This is a genomic window from Tsuneonella aeria (assembly GCF_009827495.1).
Lineage (GTDB): Bacteria > Pseudomonadota > Alphaproteobacteria > Sphingomonadales > Sphingomonadaceae > Tsuneonella > Tsuneonella aeria.
In genome coordinates this window covers 1,595,682-1,610,482 of the sequence record NZ_WTZA01000001.1, presented here as the reverse complement: position 1 = coordinate 1,610,482, position 14,801 = coordinate 1,595,682, and the positions used below count along the sequence as shown (strand labels likewise).

Here is a 14,801-nt window from a genome sequence, read left to right as displayed (position 1 = left end):
TGCGGTAAGTTGTCAGGAGAGACCCATGGCCTCTATCGCAGAGCCCGTTATCCAAGCGAACCAGGCGCGAGAGGCCGCGCCCGCGCATTGGCGGACGGGGCATCCGTCCACCGAGGACCTGGCCCATATCCCCGGAGAGAGAGGCCTGCCGCTGGTCGGCAACACGTTGCGCCTGCTGGCCGACCCGCATGCTTTCGCCCGGCGCATGACCCGCACGTATGGCCGGGTGTACAAGAACTGGGCGTTCGGCGGCTGGCACGTTGCGTTGGTGGGCGCGGACGCGAACGAGCTGATCCTGATGGACCGGGACAAGAACTTCAGCTCCGAACAGGGCTGGGGCCCCACGCTCGACAAGTTATTCCCGCGCGGGCTGATGCTGATGGATTTCGACCATCATCGGGTGGATCGCCGCGCGTTGTCCATCGCGTTCAAGCCGGAACCCATGCGTCACTACGCCGCCGCGCTCGACCGCGGCATAGCCGCCGAAGTTGCTGGCTGGGCGGGGCCAATGAAGTTCTATCCCGCGATCAAGCAGCTGACGCTCGATCTCGCTGCCGAAAGCTTCCTTGGCGGCGGGCTCGGTCCCGATTCACCGCGGATCAACCAGGCGTTCGTGGACATGGTGCAGGCCTCCGTCGCGCCGATCCGCAAGCCGCTGCCGTTCACCCAGATGAAGCGCGGGGTGGATGGGCGCGCCTACCTCGTCGACGTGTTCACCCGCGAAACGCTGCGCCGCCGCGCAGGCGAAGGGTTGGGGCAGGACATGTTCAGCCAGTTCGCCACCGCCACGCGCGAAGACGGCGCGCTGCTGGCGGTGGACCAGGTGGTCGATCACATGAACTTCCTGATGATGGCGGCGCACGATACCATCACCTCCAGCGCAACCAGCCTCGTCTGGCTGCTGGCGCAGAATCCCGGCTGGCAGGAACGGTTGCGGCAGGAAATCGTCGCGGTGACAGGCGGCCACGATGCGCAAGGCAAGCCGCGCGGCCTGACCTACGACGATCTCGGCAAGCTCGATCTCACGGAAATGGCGTTCAAGGAAGCGCTGCGGCTGATCCCGCCGGTCCCCAGCTTGCCGCGCCGGGCGCTGCGCAGCTTCGAATTCGGCGGATACCGCATCCCCGGCGGCACGGAAGTGGGCTTCAACGTCTATTTGACGCACCGGATGGAGGAGCACTGGGACGATCCGGAAACCTTCGATCCCATGCGCTTTACGCCAGACAAGGTGAAGACCCGCCACAAATACGCCTGGCTGCCGTTCGGCGGCGGCGCGCATATGTGCCTGGGCCTGCACTTTGCCTACATGCAGGTGAAGATTCTGATGGCGCAGATCCTGCAGCGCTACACGATCGAGATCGCCGACGGGTATGTGCCGGCGTGGCAGCCGTGGCCGATCCCCAAGCCGAAGGACGGCCTGCAGGTGACGTTCAAGCCGCTCTAGAAATCGATCGCGATGCCGTTCTTCACCCAGTCGCCGTAGCGGGTGGGGCTGAGCTTTTCGTCCACCGGCGCCGCGCGCGGGGTGGGCGGCGGATCGTTGGACCAATGCGCCGGCTTCACGAATTGTCCGGGCCGTCGGGTCGCGCGCTGGGTCATGCGCGCAAGATGGGCGCGCTGGCGCCGGGATGCAATCGCCTCTAGGGCGCGGACATGGCCGGTACTCGCACGAAAGTTCAGGGGCTGCCCGCGCGCACCGCGGCGCTGCGCATGCTCGACGCGGTGCTGCGCCGGGGCGAGACGCTGGACATAGCGGAGCGCGCCTATGCCAAGGGGCTGACGCCGTCCGACCGGCTGCTCGCCCGGGCCATTGCGGGAGAGACCCTGCGCTGGCTGATCGACCTCGACGCGTTGATCGATTCCGCTACGCGCGAGGTGCTGCCCTCCGACGCGAAGCCGCGCATGGTTTTGCGGATGATGCTGGCACAGGTGTTGCGGCTGGACACGCCCCCTCACGCCGTGATTGCCACCGGGCTGGAATTGCTCACCGGCGGGCCCCGACGCCTGGCGCACGGGGTATTTTCCGCGCTGACCAGGGCTGAAGGCACGCTGCCGCCGACGCCAACCTTGCCCGCCGACGTCGCGGCCCGATGGGGGGACCGCGCCGGGCCGATCGCCGCCGCGCTGGCCCTTCCGCCGCCGCTCGACCTCGCGCTGAAGGACTGGGGCGAGACGGAGCAGTGGGCCGAAACCTTGGAAGGCATATCGCTCGCCCCCGGCCACGTCCGCCTGCCGCGCGGCACGGCGGTGGAGCGACTCCCCGGCTTTGCCGAAGGCGCATGGTGGGTGCAGGATATCGCCGCCACCTTGCCGGGCCGCCTGCTCGGCGCGGGAGACGGCCGCCGCGTTCTCGATCTCTGCGCTGCGCCGGGTGGCAAGACGCTCCAGCTCGCCGCAGCCGGATGGCAGGTGACGGCGCTCGACAAGAGCGCGAAGCGTCTCGACCGACTGGTCGAAAACCTCGACCGCACGGGTCTGGCTGCCGAAGTCGTCGCCGCCGATGCCCTCACGTGGGAACCGGCCCGGCCGTACGACGCCATCCTGCTCGATGCGCCGTGCACCGCCACCGGCACCTGCCGTCGCCATCCCGATGTGCTGCACCGGATCGCGTCGCGCCACATCGCGGAGATGGCCGGGCTCCAATCGGCCATGCTCGCCCGTGCGGCCGGCTGGCTCGCGCCCGGCGGAACGCTGGTCTATGCCACTTGTTCGCTCGAGCCGAAGGAGGGCGAGGCGCAGGCTGGCGCAGTCGCGCTGACGCCGCATCCGATCGCAACGGGAGAGCTCCCGGCCCCGCTCGCGCCGACCGCCGAGGGGTGGCTGCGGACCGATCCCGCCATGCTGGCGGATGTTGGCGGGATGGACGGTTTCTTCGCCGCGCGCTGGCGACGGCGCGCGCCGAACTGAACGGGCGTCAGGCGAATCAGGCGGTCTTTACCTTGTCCTGGAAGCTCTTCCGAAGCTTCATCAGCTTGGGGGGAATGACCGCAAGGCAGTATCGATTGCGCTGACCTTCGCCTTCCCAGTACTCCTGGTGATAATCCTCCGCCGGGTACCACGCGCTCGCCTTTTCGATGGTGGTCACCGCATTGGCATGGTGTTCGGCGTTCCAGCGATCGATTGCCGCCTCGGCCTCGGCGCGCTGGCGATCGTCGAGGGGGAAGATGGCGCTGCGGTACTGGGTGCCCACGTCGTCGCCCTGGCGGTTGAGCTGGGTCGGATCGTGAGTACCCAGGAACACGTCGAAAATTTCGGGGAGGGTGATGACGTCGGGGTCAAAGGTCACGCGGATCGCTTCGGCATGACCGGTATCGCCGCCGCATACCTGCTTGTATGTCGGGTCCGGAACGGTGCCGCCGATATAGCCGCTTTCTACCTCGCTCACGCCGACCACGTCGCGAAATACCGCTTCGGTGCACCAGAAGCACCCGCCGGCGATGATTGCCTGTTCGCTCATCTATTCGAACTCCTTCGCGCGAGAGATAGGATTGCGGGCCACGCTTGTCATCGGCGGCAAGCCGGCTACGCTCATCGAAATCGCCGACCAAGAGAGAGGAATGCTTCATGCGGATCGCGACTGCCGCCGCCGCCACTGCCATCCTGGGCGCCGCGCTTGCCACGGGAATACTCACGGCCGCGCCCGCCATAGCCGGCTATCAGGCACCGGCCGCCGCATCGTCCGGTTCGATTGCCATCGACCCGGCGCTCGCAGCAGCCGTGGCCGATCCTCGCCGCGACGCCGACCGTGCGCGCGACAGGTGGCGCCGGCCGGCTGAAACCCTGTCCTTCTTCCAGGTCGCGCCGGACATGAAAGTGGGCGAATACGCGCCGGGCGGGGAGTGGTATTCGCGCCTTCTCGGCCTTTACCTCGGGCCGAAAGGCCGCCTGGTGGGGCTCTATTTCGATCCGACCTCCGGCGCGTTCAACGAGAAAGCGCAAGCGGGCATTCGCGATGGCGCGGCGAAATATCCGGCCGATATCGCGGAATGGTCCGGGATCCCGGCCGAACGGTTTTCCGCCATGACGCTGGAAGCGCTTCCGGACGCCGAGAAGGGCACTTTCGACCGCATCCTGGTCATGCGGATGTTGCACAACCTCAGCCGCTGGAACATCGCCGACCGCGAGATCAAGGCGATGCGCGAACTGCTGAAGCCCGATGGCATGATCGGGATCGAGCAGCACCGCGCCCGCGCGGATGCCCCATACGCCTACGCCGACGGAAGCAAGGGATACCTGCGCGAGGCGGATGTCATCAAGTTCATGGAAATCAACGGTTTCGATTTCGTCGGCCGTGCGGACTACAACGCCAACCCCGCCGATCCCGCCAATCATGCCCAAGGTGTGTGGGAAATGGCGCCCACCCTTTCCACCAAGCGTGAAGATCTCAAGGCACTGGGCGAGAGCGACCGGATGACCCTGCTGTTCCGCAAGCGCGCTTGACCGAATGCACTCCGGCACACATCATGTAACAAGGTATCATTCGTTGTCGGAGTCGCCCTGTGTCTATTCGGAACCTTCTGCTGCCCGCCGCGGCCCTTGTCGGCGGATGCGCCGGCCAGCCCGACGATCCCCGCGGCGTCTCGCGGGACGAAACGCTGCTGTCCGTCAGTGCATCCGGCCGCGCGGAGTCCCGTCCTGACAGGGCGGAGTTCCAGGCCGGCGTCGAAACCTGGGCCGGCAGCGCGCGTGAAGCGGCCGCCGCCAATGGCCGCCGGATTGCCGAAGTCGTCGCGGCCCTGCGCGCCCTCGGCGTGGCGGCTGACGACATCCAGACCCGCGCGGTCAACGTCAGCCGCATCGACTACGGCGACCGGCGCGGACAATTCCAGGCCGCCAACGTGGTCAACGTGACGCTGCGCAATCCGGCGCGCGCCAGCGCCGCCGTCAGCGCCGTGACGGAAGCCGGTGCGAATATCGTCGCCGGGCCCAATCTCTCCATGTCCGATCCGGAATCGACCGCGAACCTCGCCTATGCCGATGCGTACAAGGCCGCGCGCAAGCGGGCGGAGGCTTATGCCGCCGCCGCCGACATGGAAGTGGTGCGGGTTCTTTACATCCGCGATGCGGGCGGCAGCCAGGGCAACACCTATTTTCGGGCGGCCGAAGCCACCACGATCGATGCCGCAGCGGCGCGGCCGGAACAGGGCCCGGTGCCCGTGGCGCCTCCTCCGCCGCCCGTGAACGCCGGTTCGGGCATGATGATCGGCACCACCGCCTCCAACGTGTTCATTCAGGTGGACTTCGCCCTGCGGGCGAAATAACCCCGCGCCCATGGCCACCCGTTCGCGAACCGTCACCGTCGCCGCGTTGCAGCTCGATCTTTCATCGGTCGACGAACAGGCCAACATCGCGGCCGTGTCTGCACTGGTAGAGGACGCGGCCGGGCGCGGGGCCGAAATCGTGCTTCCGCCCGAGCTTTTCTCCGGCCCCTACTTCTGCAAGCTGGAGGACGAAGCCCTGTTCGCGCTGGCCCGCCCGACGGCTGAGCATCCGTCGGTGCAGGCGATGCAGGCGCTCGCCGCCCGCCTGAAGGTGGCCATCCCCACCAGCTACTTCGAACGCGACGGCCACCACTATTACAACACCCTGGCCATGATCGATGCGAGCGGCGAGATCGCTGGCACCTATCGCAAGAGCCATATCCCCGATGGCCCGGGTTACGAGGAAAAGTACTATTTCCGCCCCGGTAACGACGGGTTCAAGGTATGGCAGGTGCCGCTCCGATCGGGCGGGTTCACGCGCATCGGCGTGGGTATCTGCTGGGACCAGTGGTACCCTGAATGCGCGCGCGTCATGGCGCTGCTGGGTGCAGAGCTCCTGTTCTACCCGACCGCCATCGGCTCCGAGCCGTATGACGCCGACCTCGACACCAGCCGCATGTGGCGCCGCGCGATGCTGGGGCACGCAGTGTCGAACTGCATGCCGGTCATCAGCGCCAACCGGATCGGCAGCGAGATCGAGCACGGCGGCGATGCGCAGCGGTTCTACGGACACAGCTTCATCACAGACGAATGGGGCGATTTCCTGGCCGAATACGGCGCGGCGGAAAGTGGCGCGCTGGTGGCGACGATCGACCTCGACCGGGCCGCGAAGCATCGGGCGGGCATGGGATTCTTCCGCGACCGCCGTCCTCAGCTCTACGGCCGGATCTGCGAGGACATCTGACCCACGCCTACCTGGTCGCGCTGGGTTCCAACATGCGGCACCCCCGGTTCGGACCGCCGCGCGCGGTGATCGCCGCTGCCTGCCATGCGCTGGAGCGCGACGGGGTGACGGTGGCCGCCCGCTCCCCGATCGTCGACAGCGACCCGCTCGGCCCGTCCCGCCGCCGATATGCCAATGCCGTGGCCGTGGTACGAAGCGCGCTCGATCCCGAGGCCATGCTCGGCCGGCTGCAACAAGTCGAAAGCGCATTCGGGCGCATCCGCCGCGGCCGGCGGTGGGGCGCCCGGGTGCTCGACCTGGACCTCGTGCTGTGGTCGGGCGGGCCGTGGGCCAGCTGGCAACTGACGCTGCCGCACCCCCATTTTCGCACCCGCCCCTTCGTCCTCGCCCCCGCGGTGACGGTCGCGCCGGACTGGCGAGACCCGATGACCGGACTGTCGGTGCGCCAACTCCATGTCCGTCTCGCCCGAAGGACAGCGCACAGCGCTTGACCCGCGCCGACCCGCTGCCCTAGGGCCGCCCGTGGTCGGGCCCTTAGCTCAGTCGGTAGAGCAACTGACTTTTAATCAGTAGGTCGCTGGTTCGAACCCAGCAGGGCTCACCACGTTTTTCAAGGGCTTATCCGGGTAGATGCGCGCGGTCAAACTCCTAGGTAGCGCATAGGTATCAGACTGAGAAGGGTAACACCTATTTGAGACAGCTGATCTATCGATAGTTCAAATACTGCCCACGCTGCTCCGCCAGAATTTTCGGCGTTTTCTGAGGAAGGAGATGGCTGCAAGCTCTTCGGCCGGTCGCCATCAGCCGGCGCACTCGGCCTCCAAGCAGTCGGGGGGAGTGTTCGGTGGCTCCCCAAAAAGTAGCTGGGCAAGGTGATCAGGGGTTGGTTGGGGTGGCTCTACCTCTCTGCCCGCAGCGCAATCCAGATTCCAGATGGCCTTCAGGTCTTCCAACCAGCCTCCACAGAGAGAGTAGAAAAAACTCGCGTCATCCTCAGTCGCATCACTGTAGGTGTGAGATGCCGCGTTCTTGAAACGATCAACCAACTTCTGGTGCAGCGGTACAACTTTCGTCGGATCGAGGAGCGACGGAAGAGCCTCTTTCTTTGTCCAGGTATCCGCGAGAATAGCCGGCACGATAACCAGCAGGTGGCTCATCGCTATGCGTTGCCCTGGCGCAGGGCTCTCGAAGGGCTCTTTTCGGCCGAAGAAAGGCTGAAAGTCGACGGCGGGAAGGCGCTCTGGTGCCGAACGGATGTCTATGCCAAGAGAATAGGCGAGTGCTTGCAGGATGGACTCCGGGATCACTGCTGCATCTCGAATCCGTTGCGCGGGAGAGTCGCTCGACGCACACTTGCTCAGGAAAGTTGAGATCATGAACACGAACAATCTCTGCACCTCCTGATCGGCCGCGTTCCGCAGTAGAACGTCAAGGCGAACGTGAGGGCTAACGCTTGGGTCGACGGAGCGCCGCACTCGCGAAGACCAATCAACTAGCGTCAGAATCCAGTCCGAATGTGGGCTCACTAAGGGATCGTCTAAATCCAACGAGCTTCCGATTTGCTGAAGGGAAGGCCAGTCGATGCCCAGTAGCCCCGGCTTCTTGGCGGCGTGGACCGCCCTAAGCATCATCACGAACTTGGCGAAGACCTCAAGATGAGGTGTTCTATGATCGAGGAGAGAGACCATCTCCGCAGCGCCTGCGTAGTTCTTCACATTTAGCTGCTCGAGAACCTGGTCGTAGCGGCGCCAAGTGCCACCGCGACCCCGTAGAAGTAGGCGGCTTAGCACGGGCGAAGCTGCAACTAAGCGGGAGCCGGCTGTTCTTCGAACGAGGAAGGGCGCTCCCTCTGAACTTTCAAGATAGTCTTCTTGGCTGGGCTGAACCTGCCCAGTCGCTAGGCGCACTCGCAATTCGTCCCGTTCTGGAAGCTCCGGATCAATCGCATTGTCGAAGAAGCTCTCAAGCCGGTCTCCCAGCAGGGCCGCAGCTCGTTCGACAACGCCATTCAAACCTGCTGAACCGCAGGCTATCAGGGCCTTATTAACCTCGTCGGGGCCTCCAGCGTAACTGTATAGTCGATGCGCATCTGGATTGCTGAGACCGGCGAGTTTGGCGGCATGAACGAAATCCTCCCGACTCATCGGAGTTAAGCCGACTTCATCATGATTATCGCCGTATGCTGAGTTTACGAAAGGATAGTGACCAGCCTGGCTAAGCTTCCTCCGCAGCGCTTGGTAACGCATTGGTGACAAAGCCAAGGTGGTGAGAAGGCCGTCGTTCTCTAGTGTTCGCATTGTTGAAAGAACAGACAAAAGATGATCGTCAGCAATGCGCGCAAAGGCATGAAATCGGTTGATGATTATCACCGGATGAAGACCGCAGTCATTCGCGTTCTCGACCAGTTCAGCCAACTGATCAGCGGGATAATGCTCGTCCACTCCATTGCTCACGTCGGCGTTGATCGCGTTTAGCTGCTTTCCGACGCGGTGAACGAAGTGATGGCTGGAACTAACATTATCGACCGCAAGGGAAATGAAGGCAGGGCGTTTGTTGTGCCCCTCAAGCGGAGGTTGCATGTTATCAGCGCACCAACGCTTCACGTCGGCCGCCGCGCCGTCCATGTCGCAACCTGCAGGTACGATGAGAATGAAGGATCGACCGGGTTGCACCGACCAGGTTGTCGTTGCCCTGTCGGCAAACCAGCTGATGTCCGACCTCAAGCGGCTGCTCTCTGGTGCCGCAGATTATAATTTTGGCGGTGGCGAGGCGCGCGAAAGCCTTCAGCGAAGATGGGGACTTTGAACCGATACATGGCAGAGCGCGGCATTTCGAGGATGTTCAGATCGACGAGGTTTATCAATCGCTGCTTCCAAGCATCTGGGTCGTCGAGTTCTAGTAGAGATTGATCGATTATGAAGTGTTGCTGGGCTTCGTCTGCGACTAAGGAGCTTGCATTCGCGACCCGCCAAAGCAGTAGCCAAAGGAGGTCCTGCTCCCGCTCCCCCTGAAGACCAAGCATGTGCTCGACGGGCTCAAGCACATTATAGGCCTTGAATGGCAGTTCTGAGACTCGATCGGCTATGATCGCGGCAATGCCCCGGCGCACATCAGACCGAGTGACTGGCCCCGTTCGGACTAGCGCTGTCGTAGCAGCGCCGGCTTGCCACAGAAACTGCGGCATACCGGCGCACATCTGGATCGCGTAGCGGATAGCCTCATGATCGAAGCGCACGTAAGGCTCAACTTGGCTCGGAGCAACCATTCGGCGCGCAAGATCATAATCGAACAGTCCCCCGAGCTCGATCTGGCGCGAGCTGCCGAAAAACGCGTTCTTATATGACTTCGCGAATTCCGCGATGTGGTTGCTTCCTGACAACAGTATGCCGACAGCAGGCGATGATTGAGAGACTTCCCGCAAGCTTTGTAGGAACTGCTCAAGCTCCAATCGCTTAGCCCCACCTGCGCGGTACGGAAGCACCAGGGTCTCGGCTTCGTCTATCAAGAAGACGACCCGGCTGACACCGCCGAGCCATTCCACCAGATGCTCGCCCAGCAGTATCAAACTGTCGGACAGGCTTTCGGGGTCGCGAAGGTCTGATAGGGCGTGGCGTACCGCACCTTTCTCGTTGCCGAGAGAGTGCTGAAGTTTTTCGCCGACGAAACGATTGTGATCAGACTGGCCGAACCGGTGTTTCCCCAAAGCATGCAGTATGGTCGAGAATATCGTGCTCCCCACGTCGCGTTGCGGATCCATCAAAGCAGCACGTTTTTCAGCAATTGACAGATAGACGGTCACAGCTCCGTTGGGCGTGGGACGCCTGTTCTTCTCGTGGAAGGCATAGAGCAACGAGGTCTTGCCGATGCGGCGCATACCAGTGAGCAGGACCGGGCTCGGCCGACGGGCAGTGACAAGAGCCTCGTTCAGCTGCTCCAGCTCGTCAAATCGGCCAATGAACGCCTCGTCCTGCGCAGGCGTGCTCTCCACTCCTGGATAGGTCTCGATGAGCGTTTCATTGTCAATCCGGCGCAGCCCGGTGGCTTCTCGATCTGCCCGCACGAGCGAGCACAGAACATCGCGATTGACCAGGTCGCCTGTGAGCAAACGTGCGCTTGCACGTAGGCGGAAACTCTCCTTGCCTAGCTCGCCAGCACCCCAAGTTTCGCCGAACGAGATAGTCAGCGGCCATTCGGTAGACATGTAGATTGGCTGTTCGGTTGCAGTGTACCGGCGCGAGCCGTCGGTGAAGCTTACATCATCTTCAGGAAAGAGGCTGAACTCCAATCGCTCCGGCACCATGCCCTGAGGCTGGACAGAGACGGCAATTGTGACTTCGCATGCACGCCGCTGGTTGAACCGGAGGACGATGTCCTTCTCGGCCTCCACGATGAGGTCGATATCCAATGCAGTCCCTGCGCTCGGCAGTGACTTCACAAAGGTTCGAAAAGGAAGCGTTCGGGCAGAGGCGGCTACCTGCTCTGCCACGGCTTGAGACATCGGGATCAAATCGGGGCGAGTAGCCGCGACGGCTCGCAGGTCGAGCAGCTGACCCAAGCGCGATCTGATGCCGGGATCGTGCCGCTGCGCAAGGGCGAGGATGTGCTCGTCGAGGCGTCTGTCGTGCAGAAAAGACAGGAAGGCTGCACGAGCCTGGCCGGGATCAGCCGTTTTGGTTGGCGCGTCCCAGATGAGCTCAATAATCTCACGCCCCAGTGCACCTGTGCTAAGCTGCTCAAGGACCTTAGTCGCTTGTGTCCCTCCTTCGAGAACACTGAGCAAGTCGCCACGTCGCGTGAAGAGAGGCGCCCAGCTTCCGTCGAGCGCCGGCCGCGGAAGTTGGGCAGCCGGGCCCTGTTCTTGCGCTAGGGCGGCTGCGAGAAGGTTTGCAGCAACCGCCTGCTGACGTTTGAGCGGCATGATCCGGCTGACCACTTGGCCACCCGCACTTAGGCTGCGCGCCGCCCCCACCAGACCTCCAGCAATCGCGGAAACATCCCCCTTCTCGAGGGCCAGCATCGTGTCCGCGAAGTCCCCAAGATCATCCAGTCGACGTGCCTCGTCCTGATTGGCTTGGCTGCGCAAGGATCTAGAAGCTTCGGCGAGAGCAGCCCAATCTTCGGATTCGACGAATTCGCTGAGTTCGGCACTTTGCGTCGCCTTTGGGGAAGCCGGCGCGACAGAGGCTGGCGATATCTCGCCCGGCTCTTCATCAGAGCTAAGTTCCTCTAGCTCGCCCATGGCAACAAGGGCGCTCAAAGAGCTAACGGGATCAGACGGCTGCTCGATGCAGTCGACAGCTTCCAACACATGTTCCAGAAGATCGTCAACGCTACCGCCTTCGCCAACGGCACGAAGAGCTGTCGATTGATCGACGACAAAGCGCTGAAACCAACGCACGATCTCAGCCAATGCGCGTCGAGCCTTAGGTTCGAAAGCAGGGGAAGTCTGAACCCACGTCCTCAGTTTTTCTGCCGCCGCTTCCAGCAGGTCCGAAAACTCCTTCGCTCGGGCGGCTGGAAGCCAAAGATCGGGGTTTTCTGACTGCGCAAAGAAGCTTCGCACGTCCTCGATCATGGCCACATCTGAAGGCGCGTCATCGAGCGCTCGCTGAACGAGGCGCAAGTGAGTTCGCTCGTCCACCCGCTGGTGGAGTTCCGTGCGCCATCGAGTTTTGAGATCTTCTGTGGTCCAGTCGGGGCTCACCCCTTGCACACCAGCTTTCAAAAGGAGCCGGAGAACTTCGGCGGCCTCTCCGCTGAAAGCAGGCTGAGGCTCTGGCACCGCAGCGTCCTCTGCTTCTTCGACGTCCAGCTCGAGCAGCTCTAGACACGTGCGAGCTTCGGTGAGGTTCACATGATCAAGGGCAGCCAAGATTTCCTGCCAAACCGGGGACGCCTCAACCGCCGCCTGTCCATATCTTGCCTTCAGGTCGTCCAGCTGCTGCCGCAGAGGGGCTATGGCAGAAGCGGCCGAAGAAGAGGCCTTCTCTTTGAGCAGACGACGCTCCTCATCCGTAAGAGGAGCGTCGTCGATCAGCGAGAGCGCGGCTTGAAACAGTTCCCGGGATAGCAATTCTTCAACGATATCCCTTGGTTCGAGCGTTTCTTCGGCGGCCCACAAGCGAAGGCCCAGTGCACATACCTCAAGGCGGGTGAGAGGTTCATTGATATAGAACTCGGGGAGGAAAAGTGACGATTCTTGCGCGCGCAAACTGTCGGCCGCGGTCCATTCCTGTCGCGCGAGGGGCGTAGCCACGCCGACTAATGTTGGTTGGATGTGACCCGCACCGTCACCGAAAAGAGCGGCGCGTATCTCCGCCTCAAGCCAAGACTTGCTGCCAATCTCACCCCCTTCAGTGGCCAGTGCAGCCACATGATCTGCGAGCTCTTGCCGGAACTCTCTGCGACGCCCCTTTGTCTCTGGCCGCGCTGCTGCATCGTAGGCCTGCACCAGGTTCTCGCCGACACGGAGGTATCGCTCAAGGTACGCTTCATGCCGCTTCTCAATTCGGGTGAGCTTTGGAGAAGCGTCCTTCACAGCCTCGACCGCGAAGCTCACGGCATCCTCGATGTTGAAGGTGCGGGTGAACTTTCCCGCCTGCGCAGGAATAACAGCCCCGGCTCGAACAAGCGGCGCGAAGAACTGCTCGCGAGCCACCTCCTTTAACTGCAAATATAGGTTCGACGGAATGAAACTTTGAGCAGCGAACGCGAGCAACGATTGCTCTGCATGATCGTCGAGCGGCTCCAAGGGACAAGCGAGACGTTTTAGTTCGTTACCTGCGCCAACTAGATCAAGATGCTTCACAATAGCACCCACTAGGTTGCTGCTAGGGGTGCCCACGAGCTCTGCGTCACACAGGCGGCTTGTCGGGTCTGTGATTGCTGCCAATGGTCCGAATTCCAGCAGGTCGCGGAACCGTTCTACGGCTATGATCCGCTGCAGCACCGGGTGTCGGTCGAATGCGGCCGAAGCTGGATCGAAATAGACCATTGTGTTGCGACGGGACTGGAAATTCGTTTCACCAGTCAATGCCCGTTGACAGAAATCGGCGAAGCTTTCGCCTTTATCGATCCCTAATCGAAACAGTAGGCTCCGCTGGATGGGCCATTTGTCAGACGTCGTTTCGCGTGCGAGGCACTCAACCTCTGCACTGTCCAAATTCGCAAGCCACTCGACGACCTGAGGGAGCTTCGCCTCCCTCAGGTAAGCTTTTGCCTCCTGCACGAACGCTGCCTCCGCACTAGCTCGAGCGGCTAGTTGTGTTCGGAAAGCTGAAAACCATCGGCAGGCATCAACAAGGTCAGTGAAGTGCCGCGCCCTTTCGACACGGGCAGATAAAGCGTAACGCGCCTCCGGCGTTATCTCGCCTGAGATCAGCTGCTCAGCGGTGTCGACTTGATTGGCGATTTCGCAGAGGGAATGAATATCTGCTCCATCGAAGAAGGCAGTAATCCACTGCTGCGCCGGCACATGAGCCAAGGCAAGCAAGCTCTCGACGCGGTTCAACAATTCTTCGCGCACCGCGTCGCACATCGCATTTTTCTGCCGGTGAGTATCACGGACGTTCGTCACCAGCTTGACGACGTTATTGTAGTCGTCGTCCTCCAGATGGGTTAGATTGCTAATGGAGAGCAGGGGGTCCACTTTAGAGAAAGCTGACTCTGCTTCGGCCGCATCGGCCGCTAACTTCCGCAGGGGCGCGAGCGCCTCCTGTACCTCCTTCCTCGGAGAGGGTAGCTCTGCAAGAGCAAGATCGCTGGGGTCAAGAGTAGCAAGGCGCGGCCCTTTTTCAAACAAAAGGGATGGCTTCTGGGGCGCTTCCGAAGGCGACCGAGGCTCCGGCTTGTCGCGCTGTTTTTCGACAGTCGCGAGCTCAACGACATTCGTTTGATCGCAGAGAAGCTCTGAGAAGGAGCTTACCCCCAGCCCGGCTGCGGCACGAAGCATTTGAAGTGCTTCATCGGGCGCTAACTGTGCAGCAAACAGGAGGAGCGTAGTCGCGAAGTCCGCATCATCAAGAGCAAGGGGAAGCTCACCTCCGTTTCCTAAAGAGACGAGGACCTCTTCGGTAATGAAGTAGGCGTTTCGTTTAATGTACGGGCGCTCAATCGCAATCTCTTTGACCCACTCGACCAGATCATCGAACTCAGAGTTTTCACAGTACCAGCCCCAAAGAAGATCAGCCAAGTTGGCGTTTATACCCGACAGCCACTCACCCCTCCGAACAGGGTCTCGATCTTTTATCGAAACTTCGATCGAGGGGAGGTGAGCTCGACCGGCTGGGTCATCGGCGAAGCCATAAGCGAGCGCGCGGTCCCGCAAGATTTGCGGATCGCCCTCGACTCCCTGGATGCGCTCAATCGGCAGCTTGAGCCGTTTAGCCGCTCTTTTTAGGCCCTGCCGTAGAGCTGACGTGGGCCAGTTTCGGACGGCAGGCAGAGTCTCAAACAAGGATGCACGAACAAGCTCTGGATCGATCAGATGCCGCGGGAGCGGCCCGTCTTGATTGAGCGGCCAACAAGTCTGCAGTTGTTGGCGCGATCGCGATTCCCGAGAATCGGTCTCGACTTTCGGGAAAGCAACCAAATCCCCTGCCCCTCTTGCAACGCCAGCCCATTCGGGACCGAGACAG

10 protein-coding genes and 1 tRNA gene are annotated in these 14,801 nt (G+C 62.2%); 7 read left to right on the top strand and 4 right to left on the bottom strand.

The annotated features are described in order from the left end of the window. The first annotated feature begins 25 nt into the window (after window positions 1-25). Complete coding sequence (locus GRI40_RS07910; protein ID WP_160610818.1) at window positions 26-1,444, top strand: cytochrome P450; 1,419 nt, start codon at window positions 26-28, stop codon at window positions 1,442-1,444. On the opposite strand, the gene GRI40_RS07905 is transcribed toward GRI40_RS07910, so the two are convergent. Beyond that, a complete protein-coding gene (locus GRI40_RS07905; RefSeq protein WP_160610817.1) occupies window positions 1,441-1,599 on the bottom strand; it encodes a DUF1674 domain-containing protein in 159 nt (52 codons plus the stop codon). The two genes, GRI40_RS07910 and GRI40_RS07905, sit on opposite strands and share 4 nt — an antisense overlap. Window positions 1,600-1,653: 54 nt before the next feature. Here GRI40_RS07905 and GRI40_RS07900 point away from each other — a divergent pair, with 54 nt between their 5' ends. Beyond that, complete coding sequence (locus GRI40_RS07900) at window positions 1,654-2,907, top strand: RsmB/NOP family class I SAM-dependent RNA methyltransferase (protein ID WP_160610816.1); 1,254 nt, start codon at window positions 1,654-1,656, stop codon at window positions 2,905-2,907. A 16-nt stretch (window positions 2,908-2,923) separates the two neighbouring features. Here GRI40_RS07900 and msrA read toward each other — a convergent pair whose 3' ends face one another. After that, window positions 2,924-3,457 (bottom strand): peptide-methionine (S)-S-oxide reductase MsrA, encoded by a 534-nt coding sequence (gene msrA, locus GRI40_RS07895; protein ID WP_160610815.1) that lies wholly within the window; start codon window positions 3,455-3,457, stop codon window positions 2,924-2,926. Between the two features lie 107 nt (window positions 3,458-3,564). On the opposite strand from msrA, the gene GRI40_RS07890 reads away from it, so the two are divergent. The 5 genes from GRI40_RS07890 (at window position 3,565) to GRI40_RS07870 (ending at window position 6,769) form a co-directional block, all read left to right on the top strand. Then, window positions 3,565-4,440 (top strand): class I SAM-dependent methyltransferase, encoded by an 876-nt coding sequence (locus GRI40_RS07890; protein WP_160610814.1) that lies wholly within the window; start codon window positions 3,565-3,567, stop codon window positions 4,438-4,440. Window positions 4,441-4,499: 59 nt separating this feature from the next. Further along, window positions 4,500-5,261 carry an SIMPL domain-containing protein gene (locus tag GRI40_RS07885; protein WP_337190523.1) on the top strand — a complete coding sequence of 254 codons (762 nt, stop codon included), beginning with the start codon at window positions 4,500-4,502 and terminating at the stop codon, window positions 5,259-5,261. Window positions 5,262-5,271: 10 nt separating this feature from the next. Beyond that, complete coding sequence (aguB, locus tag GRI40_RS07880; protein WP_160610813.1) at window positions 5,272-6,165, top strand: N-carbamoylputrescine amidase; 894 nt, start codon at window positions 5,272-5,274, stop codon at window positions 6,163-6,165. Window positions 6,166-6,197: 32 nt separating this feature from the next. Further along, window positions 6,198-6,656: a 2-amino-4-hydroxy-6-hydroxymethyldihydropteridine diphosphokinase gene (gene folK, locus GRI40_RS07875; protein ID WP_237489023.1), complete on the top strand. Its 459-nt coding sequence runs from the start codon at window positions 6,198-6,200 to the stop codon at window positions 6,654-6,656. 37 nt (window positions 6,657-6,693) lie between these two features. Next, window positions 6,694-6,769: transfer RNA gene (locus GRI40_RS07870), tRNA-Lys, on the top strand. 196 nt (window positions 6,770-6,965) lie between these two features. On the opposite strand, the gene GRI40_RS07865 is transcribed toward GRI40_RS07870, so the two are convergent. Next, the gene (locus tag GRI40_RS07865; RefSeq protein ID WP_160610812.1) at window positions 6,966-8,888 is read right to left on the bottom strand and encodes a hypothetical protein; all 1,923 of its coding nucleotides are present in this window, start codon (window positions 8,886-8,888) and stop codon (window positions 6,966-6,968) included. Next, complete coding sequence (locus tag GRI40_RS07860) at window positions 8,885-14,356, bottom strand: ATP-binding protein (protein WP_160610811.1); 5,472 nt, start codon at window positions 14,354-14,356, stop codon at window positions 8,885-8,887. The genes GRI40_RS07865 and GRI40_RS07860 overlap by 4 nt, the downstream gene beginning before the upstream one ends. Window positions 14,357-14,801 lie beyond the last annotated feature (445 nt).

Excerpts from the sequence above, each read along its gene's own strand:
- GRI40_RS07890 (WP_160610814.1), top strand. The coding sequence starts at position 3,565 with ATGCGGATCGCGACTGCCGCCGCCGCCACTGCCATCCTGGGCGCCGCG.
- GRI40_RS07910 (WP_160610818.1), top strand. The coding sequence starts at position 26 with ATGGCCTCTATCGCAGAGCCCGTTATCCAAGCGAACCAGGCGCGAGAG.
- folK (WP_237489023.1), top strand. The coding sequence starts at position 6,198 with ATGCGGCACCCCCGGTTCGGACCGCCGCGCGCGGTGATCGCCGCTGCC.
- GRI40_RS07900 (WP_160610816.1), top strand. The coding sequence starts at position 1,654 with ATGGCCGGTACTCGCACGAAAGTTCAGGGGCTGCCCGCGCGCACCGCG.
- GRI40_RS07905 (WP_160610817.1), bottom strand. The coding sequence starts at position 1,599 with ATGACCCAGCGCGCGACCCGACGGCCCGGACAATTCGTGAAGCCGGCG.
- msrA (WP_160610815.1), bottom strand. The coding sequence starts at position 3,457 with ATGAGCGAACAGGCAATCATCGCCGGCGGGTGCTTCTGGTGCACCGAA.
- aguB (WP_160610813.1), top strand. The coding sequence starts at position 5,272 with ATGGCCACCCGTTCGCGAACCGTCACCGTCGCCGCGTTGCAGCTCGAT.